Genomic DNA, 19,375 nt, shown 5'->3' with positions numbered 1-19,375 from the left:
CTGCGTCAAGAGTGCGTCACGATACGTTCTGCAGGCAATGTAGAAACGTGCAATTGCACGAAGTTGCACACGACGGCATGCCGGTAGAGGCAACGCCCGGACAGGGATGATTCACCGGGCTATCCTCGCCAGACCCCCCGTGTCATCTGCAGGAGTCCCTCACTGATGCGTACTGACACATCCATGTCCGCCCCGTCCGACCCGCTGGAGACACTGGGCCTCACCCCGGCCCAGGCCAGCCTGTACAACACGGTCCTGCGCCTGCACCGTGCCACCCGCGACGACCTGGTCCAGGCCACCGACGGCTCGTCGGAGCCGATCACCCGCGAGCTGGCCACCCTGGTACGGCTGGGCGTGGTCGCCGAGCAGGGCGGCGAGTACCTCGCCCGGCACCCGGCCACCGCCCTGGGGAACCTGATCGCCGAGAGGCTGGACCGGCTGGCCGCCGAGAGCCGCGGCATCGACCGCGTGCTCGGCTCGATCCGCGGCTTCATCCACCAGTACGACGCGGGGCACGACTACCAGGCCGGCCGGTTCCCGGTGGAGGCCGTCGGCGGGGCCGACGAGTTCTACGAGAGCGTGATCGGCCTGGCCGTGCAGTCCCCGCCGCTGACGCTGCTGTCGGCCATCCCGGACGGCCGGATGATGAGCGACTTCGCGCACCGCTACGCCGACCAGTGGATCGGGGCCCAGCACGCGGGCCTGCTCTCCTGCCGGGTCGTCATCCCGGTCCACACGCTGGAGATCCCGGGCCTGCGCGACAAGCTGGACCGGTTCGAGCGGGCCGGAGCCCAGGTGCGCACCCTGGACGTGGTGCCGAGCTGGTTCCTGGTCGCCGGGGGCGACGCCGCGGGCCTGCCGCCCCAGTGGGGAGGCACGCTGCCGGAGAACGCCTACAACTTCCACCTGCTCCGGGCGCCCGTCGTGGTGGCCGCGCTCGGCTCGCTCTTTCGGGAGCTGTGGGCACGCTCGGCCCGGCTGCCCTGGACCCACCGCGACGACGTCGTGGTCCGGGTGCTGCGGCTGGCCGGCCAGGGCGTCCCGGACGAGATGATCGCCCGGCAGCTGGGCGTCTCGGTCCGCACGGTACGGGCCCGGTTCGCCGACGCCATGGCCGAGCTGGGCGCGCAGTCACGCTTCCAGGCGGGGGTGGAGGCGGCCCGGCGCGGCTGGCTCTCCTAGGACCGCGGCCCTCCCTCGGCGACCGGGGACCTCCCGCGCCTCCGGGCGCGGCCCCGGCGCCTCCGGTTGCCTTCTCCGACGCCTTCGGGTACGGCCCCTGCCCCTTCGGGCGACCGGCTCTCCGCAGGGCCGGGACGCCTTCCGAGGCGCCGTACGCCCCCGGCAGGGCGGGATACGCCTCGCCCGGGACCGCCGCACTCGTGCAGTTCCATGCCTCTCTGTCACATCCAGGCCATAAGGTGGGATCGTGCTCGACGATGTCCCTCGCGACCCGTTCGCGGATGACCCCGACGACCCGGCGGCGGCGCTGGGCGATCCCGACGATCCCGAGCCGCTCACCACGGACGAGCGCGACGAGGCCATGACCGACCTCGCCGACGTGGAGGTCTTCCGCTCGCTGCTGGAGCCCCAGGGAGTGCTCGGCCTGGTGCTCGACTGCCCCGAATGCGGCGAGCAGCACTACTTCGACTGGGAACTGCTCCGCGGCAACCTGCGCCAGATGATCGAGAACGGCCAGCCGCAGGTCCATGAGCCCGCCTACGAGCCCGACCCCACCGACTACGTGAGCTGGGAGTACGCCCGGGGTTACGTGGACGGTGTGATCGACACCGAGGAACACCGCTGATCCACGTCGTCGGCCAGGGCCGCCAGTAGCGCGACCGCGACGTCTCCGGCCTTCGAGGGGGAGACCGGTGTCCTGCGGGACAGTGCCTCGACGACCGCCTCGGTCTCGGTCACGGCCGGATCCTCGTCCGGCCCGTACCTGCGGGCCGGACGTCGCGGGTGAACCGTTGTCATGATCGTTCTCGCTCCGGGTCGTCGCGAGCCCCGTCCCGCGGTTCGGGTCTCCGCTCGCGGCCCCTGCTCAGCGGCTCCGCGGTCAAGCTATCGACTCCAACTCCGCCATCGCCCGAAGCCTGGCCAGCGCCCTGTGCTGGGCGACACGAACCGCACCTGGTGACATGCCGAGTACATTACCGGTCTCCTCGGCGGAAAGGCCCGACACCACCCGGAGCATGAGCAGCTCCCGCTGGTTGTCCGGCAGCCGCGACAGCAGCCGGCGGGCGTGCTCGGCCTCGATGTAGCGCACCACGGTCTCCTCCGGCCCCGGCCCCTCGTCGGGGCCGTCCGGAAGGTCCTGGGTGGGCACGGCCGAACGCACCGAGCTGCGCAGCGCGTCGGCCACCTTGTGGGAGGCGATGCCGAAGACGAAGGACGCGAAAGGGCGGCCCATGTCACGGTAGCGGGGCAGCGCGGACAGCACCGCGATGCACACCTCCTGGGCCACGTCGTCCGCGATGTGGTATTGACCGGAGACCCGGCCCAGACGACCACGGCAATAACGCACGACCATCGGCCGCAGTTGCGCGATCAGAGCCTCGATCGCGGTGCGATCCCCCTGAACGGCGAGGCTTGTCAGATCCTTGAGATCATCCCTGTGGGCGACCCCATCGGACCTCGTCGCAAGCCTCACCCCATTTTTGGCGTCGGCGACGCATCCCTCGGTCACGTTAGGCATGATGCCCGCCCTGATAGTGCCTGTCGTCATGGCAAACGGCTACGGATTGGTCACATTGAGGCGGTGATAACCGCGCGTAATCAAGGGGCGACGCTATCGACTACGGTATGTAGGAATATTCCGCTCGATTGCCAGAATGCGTTCTATAGAGCAGAAGCGTTTTTTGGATCTTCCACGCCGGAAGACGTGCCATGACGCTTTGGGACCGCTTTCGGTTCACCGCCGGAAGCGATCGTCCTTCATCCTCCACGCGAGCCCGGCGGGTCCCGGACGCGGAGACACGAACGGCCCGCGTCCCCCGAGGGGGGCGCGGGCCGCGCGGGAGCGGTACCGATCAGTGGCCGTGACCGTGGCCGTGGCCCTGACCGCCGCCGGCCGGGGCCTCCTCCTCGGGCTTGTCCACCACGAGGGCCTCGGTCGTCAGCAGCATGCCGGCGATGGAGGCGGCGTTCTGGACGGCCGAGCGGGTGACCTTGACCGGGTCGATGACGCCCTGGGCGATCAGGTCGCCGTACTCGCCGGTGGCGGCGTTGAAGCCCTGGCCGGCGGAGAGCTCGGTGACCTTGGCCGTCACCACGTAACCCTCGAGACCGGCGTTCTCGGCGATCCAGCGGGCCGGCTCGACGAGCGCCTTGCGGACGATCGAGACACCGGTCGCCTCGTCCCCGGTCAGGCCCAGGTCGTCGAGGGCCTTGGAGACGTGGATGAGCGCGGAGCCACCGCCGGAGACGATGCCCTCCTCGATCGCGGCGCGGGTGGCCGAGATCGCGTCCTCGAGGCGGTGCTTCTTCTCCTTGAGCTCCACCTCGGTGGCCGCGCCGACCTTGAGCACGCAGACACCGCCGGAGAGCTTGGCCAGACGCTCCTGGAGCTTCTCGCGGTCCCAGTCGGAGTCGGACTGCTCGATGGCGAGCTTGATCTCCTTGACGCGGTCGGCGATCGCCGTGGCCTCGCCGGCACCGTCGACGACGGTGGTGGAGTCCTTGGTGATCACGACGCGGCGGGCGGTGCCCAGCACCTCGACGCCGACGTGCTCCAGCTTGAGGCCGATCTCCTCGCTGACGACCTGGCCACCGGTGAGGATGGCGATGTCCTGCAGCATGGCCTTGCGGCGGTCACCGAAGCCGGGCGCCTTGACCGCGACCGAGGTGAAGGTGCCGCGGATCTTGTTCGTCACCAGGACGGCCAGGGCCTCGCCCTCGACGTCCTCGGCGATGACCAGCAGGGCCTTCTTGGTCTGCGCGATCTTCTCGAGCAGCGGCAGGAAGTCGGCGACCGAGGAGATCTTGCCCTGGGTGATCAGGATGTAGGGGTCCTCCAGGACCGCCTCCATGCGCTCCTGGTCGGTCACCATGTAGGGCGACAGGTAACCCTTGTCGAACTGCAGGCCCTCGGTGAACTCCAGCTCCAGGCCCATGGTGTTGGACTCTTCGACGGTGATCACACCGTCCTTGCCCACCTTGTCGAACGCCTCGGCGATCAGCTCGCCGATCTTGGCGTCCTGCGCGGAGATCGTCGCGACGTGCGCGATCTCCTTCTTGTCCTCGACCGGGCGGGCGGACTCGATGAGCCTGTCGCTGACGGTCTTGGCGGCGATGTCGATGCCGCGCTTGAGGGAGAGCGGCTGGGCGCCGGCGGCCACGTTGCGCAGGCCCTCGCGGACCATGGCCTGGGCCAGGACGGTCGCGGTGGTGGTGCCGTCACCGGCGACGTCGTTGGTCTTGGTCGCCACCTCCTTGGCCAGCTGCGCGCCGAGGTTCTCGTACGGCGCCTCCAGCTCGACCTCACGGGCGATGGTGACACCGTCGTTGGTGATGGTGGGCGCACCGAACTTCTTGTCGATGACGACGTTGCGACCACGCGGGCCCAGCGTCACCTTGACCGCGTCCGCGAGAGCGTTCACGCCGCGCTCGAGAGCTCGGCGCGCGTCCTCCTCGAACGACAGGATCTTCGGCATGACAATCCTCTCTATAAGTACGTCGGCGCATCAAAGCCCCGGGCGCTGTCGCGACCCGGGGCTCGATACGTCATCTTTTTGTGAAGCGAAATCTACTTCTCGATGATGGCGAGCACGTCGCGGGCGGAGAGCACCAGGTACTCCTCGCCGCTGTACTTCACCTCGGTGCCGCCGTACTTGCTGTAGAGGACCACGTCGCCCTCGTTGACGTCGAGCGGAACACGCTTCGTGCCGGCGTCGTCCCAGTTGCCGGGACCCACCGCGAGGACCTTGCCCTCCTGCGGCTTCTCCTTGGCGGTGTCCGGGATGACCAGACCGGAAGCGGTGGTCTGCTCGGCCTCAAGCGGCTGGACCACGATGCGGTCGCCGAGCGGCTTAACGGGAACCTTGGTGGCGGTCGTCACGTCGGACCTCCCCTTCAGATGTGAACGATCTAGAAGAGGCGACCAGCGGTCTGCCGTCGCGGGTGTCAGACCTGCCTCGTCGCATTGATTTGGCACTCTCACGGGGAGAGTGCCAATACGGAACAGTATGCAAGGAGGCCTTGACAGTCAACACGAAGCGCCCTTCTGCGCTAGGAGCGGACGGCGAACCGGGAGGAAAACCCCTCATCAGGCCCGTGACGGAAGGCGATAGCGTCGGCTGCTGTGAATCTCGACGCATTCCGGGAGCTGCTCACCCCGCGCGGCCAGGAGGCGCTCGCCGCCGCGGCCGGGACCGCCGGCGACGACCCGGTGACGGCGGTGACCCGCCTCCGGAGGCACTACGACGCGGACCTGACCTCGGCCGCGCTCACCCAGGCCGCGCTCAGGGTGCGCGCCAGGGACAAGTTCGGCCCCGACGCCGACCTGATGTACTTCACCCGCGCCGGGCTGGAGCAGGCCACCCGCCGCGAGGTCGCCGACCACCGGGCGCGCCGCCTGGCGGCGGGCTCGCGGGTCGCCGACGTCTGCTGCGGCATCGGCGGCGACCTGCTGGCCCTGGCCAGGGCCGGATGCACGGTCGAGGCCGTGGACGCCGACCCGCTCACCGCCGCGGTGGCGCGGGCCAACGCGGACGCGCTGGGACTGGGCGAGCGGGTCTCGGTCCGCGCCGCCGACGCCTCCGTCCTGGACCCGGCCGCCTTCGACGTGCTGTTCGCCGACCCCGCGCGCCGCACGGCCCGGGGCAGGACCTTCGACCCGATGGGGTACTCGCCGCCCTGGCCCGCGGTGCTGGAGATGGTGGCCCGCGCCGGTGCCGCCTGCCTCAAGGTCGCCCCCGGCATCCCGTACGAATTCATCCCCGACGGCGCCGAGGCCGAGTGGGTCTCCTGGCGCGGCGACGTCAAGGAGGCGGTGATCTGGTGCGGCGCGCCGGCCGGGACGACGCCGCGCCGGGCCACGCTCCTGCCGTCCGGCGTCACGATGACGCCCGACCCCGCGCTCGGCGCCCCGCCCACCGGCCCGGTGGGCCGCTACATCTACGAGCCGGACGGCGCGGCGATCCGGGCCCACCTGGTCGCGGAGATCGCCGCCTCGGTCGGCGGGCGCCTGCTCGACGCGCAGATCGCCTACATCACCGGCGACGACGCGGTGACGACGCCGTGGGCGTCCCGGTACGAGGTCCACGAGACGCTGCCGTTCTCGCTCAAGCGGTTGCGGGCGGCGCTGCGCGAGCGCGACGCAGGAAACGTGACGATCAAGAAACGCGGTTCCGCGGTGGACGTCGACCGGCTCAGGAAAGACCTCCGGCTCTCCGGCGGTGAATCCGTCACGGTCATTCTCACCCGGATCGGCGAGAGGCCGTTCGCCTTCGTCTGCAGCCCCGGCTGACCAGCCAAAATAGTTAATTCTTCCAGCCAACCGGCAATTCCCATCTTTTAGTCTCGCCGCTGGAAAACCTTGATCCACCGGCTAAGGTTTCGGGGCGGGAGTTCTCCCTCGTCCGCGGTTTCACCACGTTCAGCAGTATTCGTCAGCGTTCATCAGTATTTGTCAGCGTTCATCAGCGTTCATCAGCGACCGACCCCATCCCACCGCGCGGCCGACCGTCGGCGAGTGAAGGAGTTCTCGGTGGATCACTCCGACCACGCCCTGTTCCAGGCGGGCAGCCAGACCGCCATCTCCGACCGGATGCGCGAGCTCCTCGCCCGCGCGGCCCAGGACCACGTCTACGAGCAGCGGACCCAGGGCGCCGTGCTCGACGAGATCCGGCAGCGCCTGGAGGGCATGGAGTGGCTGCTCCGCGAGGTCAGGGAGCGCGAGATCGGCGGGCTGAACGGCACCCTCGAATCCGTGCACGGGCGCCTGGACGAGATCGCCGCCCGCCCGCCCACCTGGGCCGAGAGCCTGGCCCAGCACGTCGAGGCGGTCCGCGACCACGTCGACGCCGTCGGACGGCGCGTCGACGCGGTGCGCGACCGGATCTCGGACGTCGGCGAGCTGCCGAGCCTGTGGACCGACCTGGGCGCCATGGGCGAGGGCGTGGAGGAGGCCCTGGCCCGGCTGCGCGCGATCTCGGACGGCACCCAGGGCGTCGACGAGCAGGTGCGCGGGCTGGCCGAGCACCTCGCCCGGCTCCAGGCCGACATGGGCATCGCCGCGCACCGGTTCAGCCGGCTGGACCGGGCGCTGGCCGACCTGGCCCAGCGCACCGGGCGCGTCGAGGCGGGCATGCTCGAGGCGTCCACGAGCCTGCAGCAGGCCCTGGGCACCGCCACCGACCGGGTGCTGGCCGCGGTCGACCAGGTCAACGCCAAGGTCGACCAGGTGAGCGGCAGGGTCGACCTGGTCGTGCCGAGGATCGACGAGCGGACCGCGGCCGTCGAGAGCCGCATCGACCGCCTGGACGGCCATCGGACGGCGGCCGGAGGGCGCTTCGACACCCTGGAGGAGCGCCTCGACGACATCGAGGGACGGGTCACCGGCCGCATGGACGTCATCGACTCCCGCCTGTCCACCCTGGACGGCCACGCGGAGAAGTCGGCCGAGCGCCTGGAGAGCCTGGACGAGCGGGTCGGCTTCCTGCCCGCGATCCTCGGCCTGGACGTGCTCATCGGCGCCCAGGCCACCGAGCAGCGGGAGCGCTTCGACACCCTGGAGGAGCGCGCCCGGCGGGCCGAGGCCGCGCTGGCCCCGCTGGCCGAGATGGTCCGCGCCCGGCCCGACCGCGAGCAGCTCACCCAGGCGCTGAGCGAGACCGTGGAGCCCGCGCACGCCGACCTGACCCGCCGCCTGGGCGCCCTGGAGGAGACCATGCTGGCGCTCGCGGAGGCTTTACTGCGTCCGGCCAGGCCCGACAAGGGCTGACCGGGCCCCGGACCGCGCGGGCCCGGTCTGTGCGATCCCCGTGTGATCCCGGTCCGTGCGGTTCCGGTCCGTGCGGTTCCGGTCCGTGCGGTCCCGGCTTATGCGGTCCCGGCTTATGCGGTCCCGGTGCGCACGGGCTCGATCCGCGCGGTCGCCGGGATCCTCTCAGCCGGGGTGCCCGGGGTGCTCGGGGCGCCCGCGACCTGCCCTCCCGGAGGGTACGTCTCGCGGCAGAGGTTCCCCTTGACCACCTTGAGCAGGGCCGACAGCTCCTCGACCTGCTCGTCCGTCAGCCCCCGGGTCATCCGGTGCTGCAGCTCGGCCATGACCCGGTCCACCTCGGGAAGGAGCGCGCGCCCGGCGGGTGTGATCTCGACCATGCTGATCCGCCGGTTGGCCGGGCAGGGACTGCGGCTGACGAACCCGCTGCGCTCCAGGCGCTGGAGCGTCTTGGTCATGGTGGACACGTCGACGCCGACGATCCTGGCCAGCGCGTTCTGCGACTGGGGACCGTGGTCCCCCAGCGCGCCCAGCACGCGTTCCTGACCGGGGTACAGGTCGATCTCCGCGAGGAGGTTCGCGAGCAGGGCACGGTGGTCACGGCCGGCGACGACCATCAGGCAGTTGAGGCTCTCCTCGTACTCACCGCAGCCTCCGCTCGTGCCGTCGCAGCTTCCGTCCGCCTCGTACACCGTCTCGATCCGCGTCTCCGCCATGTCCGGGTCCTTTCCGTCCCTGTCGAGACTACCGCTTGCATGTTGGCCGACCAAGTTGTACAAATAATCCTTGGCTGGCCAAGTTGGTCAGCCAAGAAGGGAAACGTCATGCCTTTCTCATCGTTCACGCTCGGCGACATCACCCTCCCCAACCGCCTGGTGATGGCCCCCATGACCCGCTCGCGGGCCTACGTCGACGGCATCCCGTCCTCGCTGACCGCCCTCTACTACGCCCAGCGGGCCTCCGCGGGCCTGATCGTCACCGAGGGGGTGCAGCCCAGCCATGCCGGCAAGGGCTACATGAACACCCCCGGCCTGCACACCGACGAGCAGGTGGCCGGGTGGCGTGAGGTCACCGACGCCGTGCACGCGGCGGGCGGGCGGATCTTCGCCCAGATCATGCACGCCGGCCGGATCGGCCACCCCGACAACACCGGCGCCGTGCCGGTCGCCCCCTCCGCCGTACGGCCGGCCGGGCAGATCTTCACGCCCGCGGGCATGCAGGACCACCTCACGCCGATCGAGCTGACCACCGCCGAGGTCGAGGCGACCGTCCAGGACTTCGCGGACGCCGCCGCCCGCGCGATCGAGGCCGGTTTCGACGGGGTCGAGCTGCACGGCGCCAACGGCTACCTCATCCACCAGTTCCTGTCACAGAACGCCAACCTGCGCGAGGACCGCTTCGGCCGGTCGTCGGTGGACGACAGGATCCGCTTCGCCGTGGAGACCGCGCGGGCGGTCGTCGACCGGATCGGCGCCTCCAGGGTCGGCATCCGGCTCTCGCCCGGCAACGGCATGGGCGACCTGGTCGAGGAGGACATGCACGAGGTCTACCCGGCGCTGGTGAACGAGCTGGCCGCGCTCGACCTCGTCTACCTGCACCTGGTGGCGGGCGCCTCCGACGACCTCGAGCAGGAGATCCGCAAGGCGTGGCCGAACGCCTTGGTCCTCAACACCCCCGCGATCGGCGACCCGTCCGCCAGGGTCGCGCACTCCCTGGAGCGCGGCGCCGACCTGGTCTCGCTGGGCGCCTCGTTCCTGGCCAACCCCGACCTGCCGCTCCGGCTGCGGCTCGGCGCCGAGCTCAGCCAGGCCGACTTCGCCACGGCCTTCGGCGGCGACCACCGGGGCTACACCGACTACCCGGTGCTGTCCCTGCACCCGGCGTCGGCCTGAGACCGGCCGACCGCACGGGGGCGTGCGGGAACACTCGGGAAGCCACGAGGCGCCCGGGGGTCACACGTGGACGGTGGTGACGGGCAGCGAGGAGTCGGCGGGGATGTCCAGCGGGGACGGCGTGATGCCCGCCGACACCAGGTCCGAGCCCAGGGCGGCCACCATGGCCCCGTTGTCGGTGCACAGCCCGGGGCTGGGGACCCGCAGCCGGACACCGGCCGCGTCGCAGCGCTCCTGCGCCAGCGCGCGCAGCCGGGAGTTGGCCGCGACCCCGCCCCCGATCAGCAGGTCCTGGACGCCGTGCTCGGCGCACGCCCGCAGGGCCTTGCGGGTCAGCACGTCCACCACCGCCTCCTGGAACGAGGCCGCCACGTCGGGCACGTGAACCGTCTCGCCCGCCTTCTGCCTGGCCTCCACCCACCGGGCCACCGCGGTCTTCAGGCCGGAGAAGGAGAAGTCGAGCGTCCCGTCCTCGTACTTGCCGCGGGGGAAGGCGACGGCGGTCCCGGAGCCCTCGCGGGCCGCCCGGTCGATGTGCGGGCCCCCCGGGAACGGCAGGCCGAGCACCCTGGCCACCTTGTCGAACGCCTCGCCCGCGGCGTCGTCCACCGTGGAGCCCAGCGGGACGATCTCCTTGGCGACGTCGGGCACCAGCAGCAGGGACGAGTGCCCGCCCGAGACCAGCAGGGCGACGCACGGCTTGGGCAGGGCCCCGTGCTCCAGCTGGTCCACCGCGACGTGGGCGGCCAGATGGTTGACCCCGTACAGCGGCACGCCCAGGCCCAGCGAGTACGCCTTGGCGGCGGCGACGCCCACCAGCAGCGCCCCGGACAGGCCGGGCCCGGCCGTGACCGCGATGGCGTCGACGTCGGTCAGGCGCAGCCCGGCCTTCTCCAGGGCCCGCTCCACGGTCGGGGTCATCGCCTCCAGGTGGGCCCTGGAGGCGACCTCGGGCACCACCCCACCGAAGCGGGCGTGCTGCTCGACGCTGGAGGCGATGGCGTTGGCCAGCATGGTGTGCCCCCGGACGATGCCCACGCCCGTCTCGTCGCAGGAGGTCTCGATGCCCAGGACCACCGGTTCGTCACTCATGGAGATCCTTCCTCATCATGATCGCGTCGGTGCCGTCCTCGTAGTAACGGCGGCGCAGGCCGATCCGCTCGAACCCGAACCTGTGGTAGACCGCCTGCGCGTCCGGGTTGTCCGCCCGTACCTCCAGGAAGACCGAGACGGCGTCCCGGCGCGCGGCCTCGGCCAGCAGCTCGGTCAGCAGGGCGCCGCCGACACCGCTCCGGCGCCGTTCGGCCAGGACGGCGATGGTCTGGACGTCGGCCTGGTCGCCCGCCGCGGCCAGCCCGGCGTAGCCGACGATCACGTCGTCGACCAGGGCCACCAGGTAGTGCCTGGTCCTCGGCTGGTCGTCGAGCTCGCCGCGGAACATGCCCTCGCTCCAGGCGTCGTCCGGGAAGACGGTCCGCTCGATCTCCATGACCGCGGGCAGGTCGTCGGCGGTCATCCGGCGCAGCACCGGGGTCACGTGGAGACCTTCTTGGGCGCCGACGGCACCCGGGCGTCGGGACGGCGCAGGTAGATCGGCAGGGGCGGGCCCAGCACCGAACGGGCACCGGCCCCCTCGGCCTCACCGGCGGCCGCGGTCTCCCCCGGGGCCCCGTCGGCGCGCCGGGCCTCGTCGGTGTCCCAGGAGTGACCGGTGCCCCGCTCGCCGAGCCCACGCTCGCCGAGCGCGGCGGCGGCCAGCGCGGCCAGCGCGCCCGCGTAGGGGTACTCCGGCGCGTCCGCCAGCCGGGTGTCGCCGAGGACCTCGGCGTACATCCGCGCGCCCGCGCCGACCAGCGGGAGATCCCCCGGCAGGTCCTGGGGCCGGTCCACCGAGGGCCCGGACAGCCGGGTGCGCGCGTCGGCGTAACGGCCCCAGAACACCTCCTTGCGCCGCGCGTCGGTGGCCACCAGGAACGGCCCGTCCAGGCCGCTGCCGTAGGCCAGCGCGTCGAGGGTGCACACGCCGTACGCCGGGACGCCCAGGGACGTCGCGAGGGCCTGGGCGGTCACCAGGCCGACCCGCAGGCCGGTGTAGGGACCGGGCCCGGAGCCCGCGACGACGGCGGTGACGTCGCCGAGGGAGACTCCGGCCTCCCGCAGGACCGTCTCGATCGTGGGCACGAGCAACTCGCCGTGGCGGCGCGCGTCGACCGTGGTCGACTCGGCGAGGACCCTCTCACCGTCGTGCAGCGCTGCGGTGACGGCGGGGGTGGCGGTGTCAAAGGCCAGGACCAGCACGGACAGTTAGCCTAGTCCGTCCCGCGAGAGCTCACGTCTCAGGTCTCGACCAGGGTGGCGTAGACGATCAGATTGTCCCGGTACTCGTTCTCGTCCCGGTCGAAGGTCCCGCCGCAGGTGATGAGCCTCAGGCCGTCCTCGAGGTAGACCTTGTCGGCCGGGAACCGGTTCTTGCTGATCTGCTCGATCGTGTCCACCCGGTACTGGGCGACCTTGCCGTCGCTGCGCACCACCTTGATGACCTGCCCCTGCCGCATGTCCTTGAGCCGGTAGAAGACCGCGGGCGAGGTCCTGGTGTCCACGTGTCCCAGGATCACCGCGGGCCCCTTGTCACCGGGGACCACGCTGTCCTTGACCCAGCCCGCGACGTTCGGCTTCTCGTACGGCGGCAGCTCGACCCGGCCGTCGTCCACGCCGAGCTTCATCAGGGGCGCCTTGATCCCCAGGGACGGGATGTCGATGCGGCTGGGCACGACCGAGGCGCGGGCGGGCGGCTTCTCCTCGTCCCCGCCCCTGCCGTTGATCGCGACCATGACGATCCCGGTGATGACACCGGCCAGGACGATCCTGGACCAGCGGGTGGAATCGGCCATCGCGGACTACGAGCGGCGGCGACGCACGACCGCGATGCCGATACCGCCCGCCAGGGCCACGGCGAGCAGCACCCCGGCCGTGCCGATCGGCGCGCCCGGGTCCGCGGGCCCGCCGGCCGCGGTGCCGCCGCCACCGGTGCCCGGCCCCTCGGTGCTGATGATCGTCCTGGTCGGCCTGGAGGTGGGCGTGGAGCTCGGCTCGGTGGCGGCCACGATCCGCAGGTTGGTGGTGCCGGTGTCGTTGGTCCCCTCGCACCTGGCGTTGATCTCGTAGACGCCCACCGCGGTGCCCGCGGCGACGGTCGCCTGGCCGCGGACCCAGGGGCGCGGCGTCGGGGTCGCGGTGGCCGCGGGGTCCGGGGTCGGCGTGGCGAGGATCGGGTCGAGGGTCACCGGGGTGCGGAAGATCCGGGAGGAGGCGGTGCCGCGGTGCTCGGGCCCTCCCTGCGGGATCGGGCAGTTCGCCAGGATCCACACCTTCTGCCCGGCCCTGGCGCGGGCCGGCTGGAGCTGGACCTCGATGTCCTGCCGGCTGATGCCGAAATCGGGCTGGGTCGGGGTGGGCGTGCCCGTCGGGCTGCCCCCCGAGGTGGCCTCGGCCGTGCATCCGGTCATCCCGAAAATGACGATGGCTCCTGCAACCGCGACACGCTTGACGCTTGGCACCGTCGAACTCCGTTTCGCCCTCCGGCCGACGACCCTCGCCCGGCACGATGACCCACCTGTTCCCCATTAAACATGGGCAAACCCGCAACAGTCGATCATCACGCCAGACGATCTAGACCAATGGGGAGTAGTGCCAGCGTGCCAGGATTTCCCCGTCCCCGTAGGGGATTCAGAGGACGCCCTCCCAGCGGGCCCCGACGCCGCGGAGCGCGACGGTGCGGCCCTCGCCCGCGTCCTCGGCGGCGCCCCGGGCGATGACGATCTCCAGCCGGTCCTCGGCCAGCCCCTCCACCAGACCCTCCCCCCACTCGACCACGGTCACCGACTCCTCCAGCGAGGCGTCCAGGTCCAGGTCGTCGACCTCCAGGTCACCGCCGAGGCGGTAGGCGTCGACGTGGACCAGGGCCGGGCCGTCCGAGAGCGAGGGGTGCACCCGGGCGATCACGAAGGTCGGCGAGGTGATCGGGCCGCGCACCTCGAGCCCGGCGGCGATCCCCTGCACCAGGGTCGTCTTGCCCGCGCCCAGCGGGCCGGACAGCACGGCCAGGTCCCCCGGCCGCAGCAGGGCCGCCAGTTCCTCGCCCAGCTCCCGCATCTCCTCGGCGGTCGCCACGTCTCTCACGTGCCTCGTCACTCCTGTCGATCTCTGTGGCCCGGCCCGCGCGGGCCCGGAGCCCTGTCCCCACCGGTCCCGGCCGGCCCTGACCGACCTCAGCCGGTCCCGGCCGGTCTCAGCCGTCCGCGGCGACGCCGTCGCCGCTCGCGCCGGTGCCGCCCGCCTCCGCGCCCCCGTCGGCCGCGGCCCGCTTGAGCAGGTCGCGCAGCGCGTCGTTGACGGCGGTCGGCCGTTCCAGCTGGACCAGGTGCGAGCTGCCGGGGACCTCGGTGAAGCGGGCCTCCGGCAGGGCCTTGGCCATCTCCCTGCTGTGCTCGACCGGTGTCAGCCAGTCCTCGTCACCGACCATGATGGCGGTGCAGACGCCGTTCAGCACACCGAGCGCGTTCATCTTGTCGTGCGACACCAGCGCCGGGTAGAACTCGGCGATCACCTCGAACGGGGTGGAGCGGATCATCGACTCCACGAAGTCGACGAGCGTGGGGCTGACGTTTTTGGAGTCGGCGAACCCCAGGTGGCGCAGGGCCAGGAAGGCCACGTCGTTGCCGACCTGGCGGCTCTTGTCGACCAGCGTGCCGCCGCGCCGCAGGATCGACACCGCGCTCGGCGTGACCATGTGCACCGCCTTCGCCACCAGCGCGGGCAGGCCCAGGGAGATCTCGCCGAGCCTGCCGGGCGAGGTGGAGATCAGCGCGACGCCCTTGATCCGGTCGCCGAACCACCCGGGGTGCCGGTCGGCCAGCGCCATGATCGTCATACCGCCCATGGAGTGGCCGACGAGCACGCACGGGCCGGGCACCAGCGTCTCGATGACCTCGGCCAGGTCCTCGCCGAGCCGGTCGATCGAGCTGTCCTCGGTCGGGATGCGCGGCGAGCGCCCGTGGGAGCGCTGGTCCCACAGCACCAGGCGGTAGGAGTCGCGCAGGTCGCGCCGCTGGTAGTGCCAGGAGTCGAGGTTGAGCGTGTAGCCGTGGCAGAAGACCACGGTCAGCGGGGCGTCCTCGCGGCCGTCCACCTCGGCGTACAGGTGGACGCCGTCGGAGGCGGTGACCGTGACGGGGCGGCCGCGCAGCTCTCCGAGGGGCTCGCTCGCCTCCAGGTCGGGGCGGAGCCTGATGCGGCCGACGGCGTACCGCTTGGCGAGGGCCGCGGCGGCCACTCCGGCGGACGCCGCACCGACGATCGCACCCGCGACCCCGGCCCTGCGCCGTCTGGTAGTACTCATGAGCCCCCCTGAGATGCCCTTCACCGGTGAACGCGCGGGACCCGCGATCCGATCCCGGTCACGATCTCATGCGTGATCGTGCCAAGGGAATCCGCCCATTCCTGGGCGGTCGGCTCGCCGCGTGAGCCGTCACCGAACAGGATCACCTCGTCGCCCTCCGCCAGCGGATCGTCTCCCACATCGATCATGAACTGGTCCATGCAGACCCGGCCGGCGATCCGCCGCCTGCGGCCACCCGCCAGCACCTCCGCCCGGTTGGTGGCGTGCCGCAGGACGCCGTCCGCATACCCGAGCGGAACCAGGCCAAGCGTGGTTTCCCGATCTGTGACATAGAGGTGTCCATAGGACACACCGGACCCGGCGGGCACCCGTTTCACCAATGCGGCCCGCGCCACCAGCGTCATCGCCGGACGGAGCCCGAAGTCTCCCATCGAGGGCACCGGGCTCAGCCCGTAGACCGCGATCCCGGAGCGGACCATGTCGTAGCGGGCGTGCGGAAGCGTCAGCAGCGCCGCCGAGTTGGCGATGTGCCTGATCACGTGCGACCCGCCGAGCCCGGCCTTCTCCGCGATGCCCAGCGCCTCGTCGAAGACGGTGATCTGGTCGGCCACGGACGGGTGTCCCGGTATGTCCGCGCAGGCGAAGTGGGACCAGAGCCCGACGATCTCGATCGTGCCCTCGGCCCGGCGGGCCAGCGCCCGGTCCAGCAGCGCGGGCCAGTCCCCGATCGTGGTGCCGCCGCGGGACAGGCCGGTGTCGGCCTTGAGGTGCACCCGGGCCGTACGCCCGGCCGAGGCCGCGGCGCCGGCGATCGCGTCGAGCGTCGCCGGGCCGGACGCCGACAGCTCGACGTCCCCGGCGACGGCCTCCTCCAGCGGCTCCCCCGGCGGGATGATCCACGCCAGGATCGGCGCGGTGACACCGGCGGCCCGCAGCTCCAGGGCCTCGCGGACGAAGGCGGTGCCCAGCCGCCCGGCCCCGCCCTCCAGACAGGCGCGCGCCACCGGGACCATTCCGTGCCCGTAGGCGTCGGCCTTGACCGCCACCATCATCTCGGCGCCTGGGGCGTGGCCGGTGAGCAGCGCCAGGTTCTCGCGGATCGCCGAGAGGTCCACCCGTGCCTCGGCGGGGGTCGTCGGGAAGCTCATCGCCCCAGTCTGGCAGCTGGGACACCCCTCCGAGGCCCGTTGACCAGGCCACGGGCCGCCTCCGGCAGGGCCTGGGCCACGTCCCAGGCGGACAGCGGGCCGTTGCGCCCGGCGATCCCGTGCAGGTAGGCGCCGGCCGAGGCCGCGTCGTAGGTGTCCAGGCCGGCGGCCAGCAGGGCACCCGTCAGGCCGGACAGCACGTCCCCGGTGCCGCCGGTGGCCAGCCAGGGGCTGCCGGTGGGGTTGACGACGACCGGACGCCCCTCCTGGACGACGAGCGTGGTGGAGCCCTTGAGCAGCACGGTCACGCCCAGTTCCGCCGCGGCCTGCCGTACGTTCTCCAGGCGCCGCGCCTCGATCCGGTCGCGCGGCACGTCCGTCAGGCGGGACAGCTCGCCCGCGTGCGGGGTGAGCAGCACGGGCGCGGCGCGGTGGAGCAGCGACCGGTCGGCGGCCAGCAGCGTCAGGCCGTCGGCGTCGACGAGCACCGGCACGTCGCTCGCCAGCACCGAGCGGGCCACGGCGTGCGCCTCCTCGCCGGTGCCGAGCCCCGGGCCGAGCACCCAGGCCTGCACCCGGCCGACCCGCTCCACGCCCTCGCCGGGCGCCAGGGTGGTGATCACGGCCTCGGGCCAGCGGGCCCGTACCTGGGCCACCGGCTCGGCGGTCCCGGCGTAGCGGACCAGGCCCACCCCGCCCCGCAGCGCCCCGCCCACGGCCAGCACCGCGGCGCCGGTGTAGCGCTCGCTGCCTGCCGCGATCCCGACGACGCCCCGGCGGTACTTGTCGGAGGTCGCGCCGGGCCTGGGCAGCAGGGCCGCCACGTCGGCGTCCTGCGGCGCGATCACGCCGGGGTCGGGCAGGTGGGGGCCGAGGCCGATGTCGACGAGCTCGGTGCGGCCCGCGTACCCGCGGCCGGGGTCGACGAGCAGCCCGGTCTTCCAGGCGCCGAAGGTGACGGTGGCGTCGGCCTGGACCGCGGCGCCCTCCACCTGGCCGCTGCTCGCGTCCACCCCGCTGGGCACGTCCACCGCGAGGACCTCGCCGGGCGCCTCGGCCGCCAGCCGGGCGAGGGTCGCGTACGGCTCCCGCAGCGCCCCGCTCCCGCCGATGCCGACCATCCCGTCCACGATCAGGTCCGCCGCGCCGAGCACCGCGCGGGCGGCCGCGCCCTCGGGGTCGACGACCCGGCCGCCCGCGCGGCGCAGGGCCTCCAGCCCGCCCGTGTGGACGCGCGTGCCGGCCGCGATCGCCTCGACCCGGGCGCCCCGGGCGGCCAGGCGCGCCCCGGCGTACAGGGCGTCCCCGCCGTTGTCGCCGCCGCCGACCAGCAACGCGACGCGGGAGCCGTACACGCCGCCGAGCATCCTGGCGCAGACCACCGCAAGCCCGGTGGCCGCCCTCTCCATCAGGGCCCCCTCGGGCAGGGTCGCCATCAGCGCGGCTTCGGCAGCCTTGATCTGGTCGGAGGTGTACGCGGTCCGCATTCCACCGAATCTATCCCTCGGCGATCACGTAGGCGATGGCGACGCCCCCGTCGTGGGTCAGCGAGACGTGCCAGCGGGCCACGCCCAGCTCACGGGCGACGTCGGCCACCCGGCCGGTCACCCGCAGCTCGGGACGGCCGTGCTGGCCGCGCACGACCTCGGCGTCCCGGTACGGCAGCCCGGGAGGCGCGCCCAGCGCCTTGGCGACGGCCTCCTTGGCCGCGAACCTGGCGGCCAGGGACTCGGCGGCCAGCCCGCTCTCCGCCGGGGTGAACAGGCGCGTCCTCAGCGCGGGCGTGCGCGTCAGCGTCACCTCGAACCTGGCCACGTCCACGACGTCGACGCCGATACCAACGATCATCCACCCAGGCTAGAAGAGAGGGCGGCGGTGCCGTGACGCCCGGGGCCGGGCGGACGTCCGGGCGAGGATCCAAGGGGGCCAGGGGGCCAGGAGGTCCGGGGGCCAGGAGGTCCGGGGGCCAGGAGGTCCGGGGGCCAGGAGGTCCGGGGGCCAGGAGGTCCCGAGGAGGCCGAGAGGGTCCAGGGGATCCGGGCGGGGGCCCAACGGATCCGGGGGATCCAGGGGATCCAGGGGATCCGGGGGATCCGGGTGCTCGCGGGCCGCCGGTCGCCCGGGTCCGCGCCGTCACAACCGGCCCCCAGGTCACTTCCAAGCGGCCCCGCCCAGACTGTGCGTCCTCGGCACGGACATCGACGGACATCTATGGACATTTACAGAAGGGAACGACGGCTCATGAGGATCGCATTGGTCACCGGAGCGGGGCGGGGCATCGGCAGGGAGATCGCACGGCAGCTCGCCGGGCACGGGATGACCGTGTTCGCCGGGGTACGCGACGAGGGTCACGCCCCCGAGGGCACCCGCCCGCTGCCGCTGGACGTCACCGACGAGGCGGCGGCCCGCGACGCCGCCAGGGTCGTCGGGGAGGAGTTCGGAAGGCTCGACGTCCTGGTCAACAACGCCGCGCTCTGCGGCGACCACGGGGTGGCCCCGGCGGACGTGACCGCCGGGCACATGCGGGGCACGTACGAGGTCGGCGTGTTCGGCGTCGTCACGGTCACCCACGCGATGATCCCGCTGCTGCGGGCCTCCGGCGAGGCCAGGATCGTCAACATGACCTCCCGGCTGGGCTCGCTGGCCCTCACCGCGGCCAGGGACGGCATCAACCGCGACTGGACGATGCTGGCCTACAACTCCGCCAAGAGCGCGCTCAACGCGATCACCGTGATGTACGCCAACGAGCTGCGCGGATCCGGGATCCTGGTCAACGCGGTCGATCCCGGGCACTGCGCCACCGACCTGACCGGTCACACCGGGACCCGCACGGCGGCCGAGGGCGCGGCGGTGGCCGTGCGGATGGCCGTCCTCGGCCAGGACGGTCCGACCGGCACGTTCGGCGCGCAGGAGGGCCCGCTCCCCTGGTGACCCGGCTCTCCCCGTGACGACCCGGCCTTTCGCGGCCTCCGCGCCCGGTGGCCCGGCT

At 72.3% G+C, this 19,375-nt stretch carries 21 protein-coding genes; 6 read left to right on the top strand and 15 right to left on the bottom strand.

Features of this window, described 5'->3' with window-relative positions; translation table 11 throughout:
- Positions 1–165: 165 nt before the first annotated feature.
- A complete protein-coding gene (locus tag ACIBCT_RS03405; protein WP_399185778.1) occupies positions 166–1,182 on the top strand; it encodes a response regulator transcription factor in 1,017 nt (338 codons plus the stop codon).
- 247 nt (positions 1,183–1,429) lie between these two features.
- Complete coding sequence (locus tag ACIBCT_RS03400) at positions 1,430–1,807, top strand: DUF5319 family protein (protein WP_344889895.1); 378 nt, start codon at positions 1,430–1,432, stop codon at positions 1,805–1,807.
- Here ACIBCT_RS03400 and ACIBCT_RS03395 read toward each other — a convergent pair.
- From ACIBCT_RS03395 to groES, 4 genes are all read right to left on the bottom strand, one after another.
- Positions 1,768–1,920: a hypothetical protein gene (locus ACIBCT_RS03395; RefSeq protein WP_399185777.1), complete on the bottom strand. Its 153-nt coding sequence runs from the start codon at positions 1,918–1,920 to the stop codon at positions 1,768–1,770. The genes ACIBCT_RS03400 and ACIBCT_RS03395 overlap by 40 nt on opposite strands.
- Before the next feature lie 142 nt (positions 1,921–2,062).
- Positions 2,063–2,701: a sigma-70 family RNA polymerase sigma factor gene (locus tag ACIBCT_RS03390; RefSeq protein WP_344889898.1), complete on the bottom strand. Its 639-nt coding sequence runs from the start codon at positions 2,699–2,701 to the stop codon at positions 2,063–2,065.
- A 334-nt stretch (positions 2,702–3,035) separates the two neighbouring features.
- Positions 3,036–4,658 (bottom strand): chaperonin GroEL, encoded by a 1,623-nt coding sequence (gene groL, locus ACIBCT_RS03385; protein ID WP_399185776.1) that lies wholly within the window; start codon positions 4,656–4,658, stop codon positions 3,036–3,038.
- A 92-nt stretch (positions 4,659–4,750) separates the two neighbouring features.
- Positions 4,751–5,062, bottom strand: coding sequence for a co-chaperone GroES (gene groES, locus ACIBCT_RS03380; RefSeq protein ID WP_399185775.1), 312 nt, complete (start codon positions 5,060–5,062; stop codon positions 4,751–4,753).
- A 243-nt stretch (positions 5,063–5,305) separates the two neighbouring features.
- Here groES and ACIBCT_RS03375 point away from each other — a divergent pair, with 243 nt between their 5' ends.
- On the top strand, positions 5,306–6,472 hold the full coding sequence (locus tag ACIBCT_RS03375) for a methyltransferase domain-containing protein (RefSeq protein ID WP_399185774.1): 1,167 nt from the start codon (positions 5,306–5,308) through the stop codon (positions 6,470–6,472).
- A 240-nt stretch (positions 6,473–6,712) separates the two neighbouring features.
- The gene (locus ACIBCT_RS03370) at positions 6,713–7,948 is read left to right on the top strand and encodes a hypothetical protein (protein ID WP_399185773.1); all 1,236 of its coding nucleotides are present in this window, start codon (positions 6,713–6,715) and stop codon (positions 7,946–7,948) included.
- 113 nt (positions 7,949–8,061) lie between these two features.
- Here the strand turns inward: ACIBCT_RS03370 and ACIBCT_RS03365 are convergent, their stop codons facing one another.
- Complete coding sequence (locus ACIBCT_RS03365; protein WP_399185772.1) at positions 8,062–8,664, bottom strand: MarR family winged helix-turn-helix transcriptional regulator; 603 nt, start codon at positions 8,662–8,664, stop codon at positions 8,062–8,064.
- A gap of 108 nt (positions 8,665–8,772) precedes the next feature.
- On the opposite strand from ACIBCT_RS03365, the gene ACIBCT_RS03360 reads away from it, so the two are divergent.
- Positions 8,773–9,840 (top strand): alkene reductase, encoded by a 1,068-nt coding sequence (locus ACIBCT_RS03360; protein WP_399185771.1) that lies wholly within the window; start codon positions 8,773–8,775, stop codon positions 9,838–9,840.
- Positions 9,841–9,900: 60 nt separating this feature from the next.
- Here ACIBCT_RS03360 and tsaD read toward each other — a convergent pair whose 3' ends face one another.
- The 10 genes from tsaD to ACIBCT_RS03310 all read right to left on the bottom strand — a co-directional run bounded on the left by tsaD (position 9,901) and on the right by ACIBCT_RS03310 (position 18,234).
- Positions 9,901–10,932 (bottom strand): tRNA (adenosine(37)-N6)-threonylcarbamoyltransferase complex transferase subunit TsaD, encoded by a 1,032-nt coding sequence (gene tsaD, locus ACIBCT_RS03355; RefSeq protein WP_399185770.1) that lies wholly within the window; start codon positions 10,930–10,932, stop codon positions 9,901–9,903.
- Positions 10,925–11,377 (bottom strand): ribosomal protein S18-alanine N-acetyltransferase, encoded by a 453-nt coding sequence (gene rimI, locus ACIBCT_RS03350; RefSeq protein WP_399185769.1) that lies wholly within the window; start codon positions 11,375–11,377, stop codon positions 10,925–10,927. The genes tsaD and rimI overlap by 8 nt, the downstream gene beginning before the upstream one ends.
- The gene (gene tsaB, locus ACIBCT_RS03345) at positions 11,374–12,138 is read right to left on the bottom strand and encodes a tRNA (adenosine(37)-N6)-threonylcarbamoyltransferase complex dimerization subunit type 1 TsaB (protein WP_399185768.1); all 765 of its coding nucleotides are present in this window, start codon (positions 12,136–12,138) and stop codon (positions 11,374–11,376) included. The genes rimI and tsaB overlap by 4 nt, the downstream gene beginning before the upstream one ends.
- Positions 12,139–12,176: 38 nt before the next feature.
- Entirely contained in the window at positions 12,177–12,731 is a 555-nt protein-coding gene (locus ACIBCT_RS03340; protein WP_399185767.1) for a class F sortase, read from the bottom strand.
- 6 nt (positions 12,732–12,737) lie between these two features.
- On the bottom strand, positions 12,738–13,346 hold the full coding sequence (locus tag ACIBCT_RS03335) for a hypothetical protein (RefSeq protein ID WP_344889921.1): 609 nt from the start codon (positions 13,344–13,346) through the stop codon (positions 12,738–12,740).
- Positions 13,347–13,566: 220 nt separating this feature from the next.
- Positions 13,567–14,019 (bottom strand): tRNA (adenosine(37)-N6)-threonylcarbamoyltransferase complex ATPase subunit type 1 TsaE, encoded by a 453-nt coding sequence (gene tsaE, locus ACIBCT_RS03330; RefSeq protein ID WP_399185766.1) that lies wholly within the window; start codon positions 14,017–14,019, stop codon positions 13,567–13,569.
- A gap of 109 nt (positions 14,020–14,128) precedes the next feature.
- Positions 14,129–15,238: an alpha/beta hydrolase gene (locus ACIBCT_RS03325; protein WP_399185765.1), complete on the bottom strand. Its 1,110-nt coding sequence runs from the start codon at positions 15,236–15,238 to the stop codon at positions 14,129–14,131.
- Between the two features lie 20 nt (positions 15,239–15,258).
- Complete coding sequence (gene alr / locus ACIBCT_RS03320) at positions 15,259–16,386, bottom strand: alanine racemase (RefSeq protein ID WP_399185764.1); 1,128 nt, start codon at positions 16,384–16,386, stop codon at positions 15,259–15,261.
- Complete coding sequence (locus tag ACIBCT_RS03315; protein WP_399185763.1) at positions 16,383–17,873, bottom strand: NAD(P)H-hydrate dehydratase; 1,491 nt, start codon at positions 17,871–17,873, stop codon at positions 16,383–16,385. Before ACIBCT_RS03315 ends, alr begins: the two co-directional genes overlap by 4 nt.
- A 10-nt stretch (positions 17,874–17,883) precedes the next feature.
- On the bottom strand, positions 17,884–18,234 hold the full coding sequence (locus ACIBCT_RS03310; protein ID WP_399185762.1) for a holo-ACP synthase: 351 nt from the start codon (positions 18,232–18,234) through the stop codon (positions 17,884–17,886).
- Positions 18,235–18,627: 393 nt separating this feature from the next.
- Between ACIBCT_RS03310 and ACIBCT_RS03305 the strand changes: the two genes are divergently transcribed.
- Positions 18,628–19,317, top strand: coding sequence for an SDR family NAD(P)-dependent oxidoreductase (locus ACIBCT_RS03305; RefSeq protein ID WP_399185761.1), 690 nt, complete (start codon positions 18,628–18,630; stop codon positions 19,315–19,317).
- Positions 19,318–19,375 lie beyond the last annotated feature (58 nt).

The organism is Streptosporangium sp. NPDC050855 (genome assembly GCF_044456585.1).
Lineage (GTDB): Bacteria > Actinomycetota > Actinomycetes > Streptosporangiales > Streptosporangiaceae > Streptosporangium > Streptosporangium longisporum.
Note: the sequence above shows the minus strand (reverse complement) of the source record. Positions and strands in the feature narration are given on the sequence as shown.

Coding starts and splice junctions, on each gene's coding strand:
- ACIBCT_RS03340 (WP_399185767.1), bottom strand. CDS start 12,731: ATGGCCGATTCCACCCGCTGGTCCAGGATCGTCCTGGCCGGTGTCATC.
- ACIBCT_RS03305 (WP_399185761.1), top strand. CDS start 18,628: ATGAGGATCGCATTGGTCACCGGAGCGGGGCGGGGCATCGGCAGGGAG.
- alr (WP_399185764.1), bottom strand. CDS start 16,386: ATGAGCTTCCCGACGACCCCCGCCGAGGCACGGGTGGACCTCTCGGCG.
- ACIBCT_RS03325 (WP_399185765.1), bottom strand. CDS start 15,238: ATGAGTACTACCAGACGGCGCAGGGCCGGGGTCGCGGGTGCGATCGTC.
- ACIBCT_RS03390 (WP_344889898.1), bottom strand. CDS start 2,701: ATGCCTAACGTGACCGAGGGATGCGTCGCCGACGCCAAAAATGGGGTG.
- ACIBCT_RS03360 (WP_399185771.1), top strand. CDS start 8,773: ATGCCTTTCTCATCGTTCACGCTCGGCGACATCACCCTCCCCAACCGC.
- tsaD (WP_399185770.1), bottom strand. CDS start 10,932: ATGAGTGACGAACCGGTGGTCCTGGGCATCGAGACCTCCTGCGACGAG.
- ACIBCT_RS03335 (WP_344889921.1), bottom strand. CDS start 13,346: ATGACCGGATGCACGGCCGAGGCCACCTCGGGGGGCAGCCCGACGGGC.
- ACIBCT_RS03310 (WP_399185762.1), bottom strand. CDS start 18,234: ATGATCGTTGGTATCGGCGTCGACGTCGTGGACGTGGCCAGGTTCGAG.
- ACIBCT_RS03315 (WP_399185763.1), bottom strand. CDS start 17,873: ATGCGGACCGCGTACACCTCCGACCAGATCAAGGCTGCCGAAGCCGCG.
- ACIBCT_RS03365 (WP_399185772.1), bottom strand. CDS start 8,664: ATGGCGGAGACGCGGATCGAGACGGTGTACGAGGCGGACGGAAGCTGC.
- ACIBCT_RS03405 (WP_399185778.1), top strand. CDS start 166: ATGCGTACTGACACATCCATGTCCGCCCCGTCCGACCCGCTGGAGACA.
- groL (WP_399185776.1), bottom strand. CDS start 4,658: ATGCCGAAGATCCTGTCGTTCGAGGAGGACGCGCGCCGAGCTCTCGAG.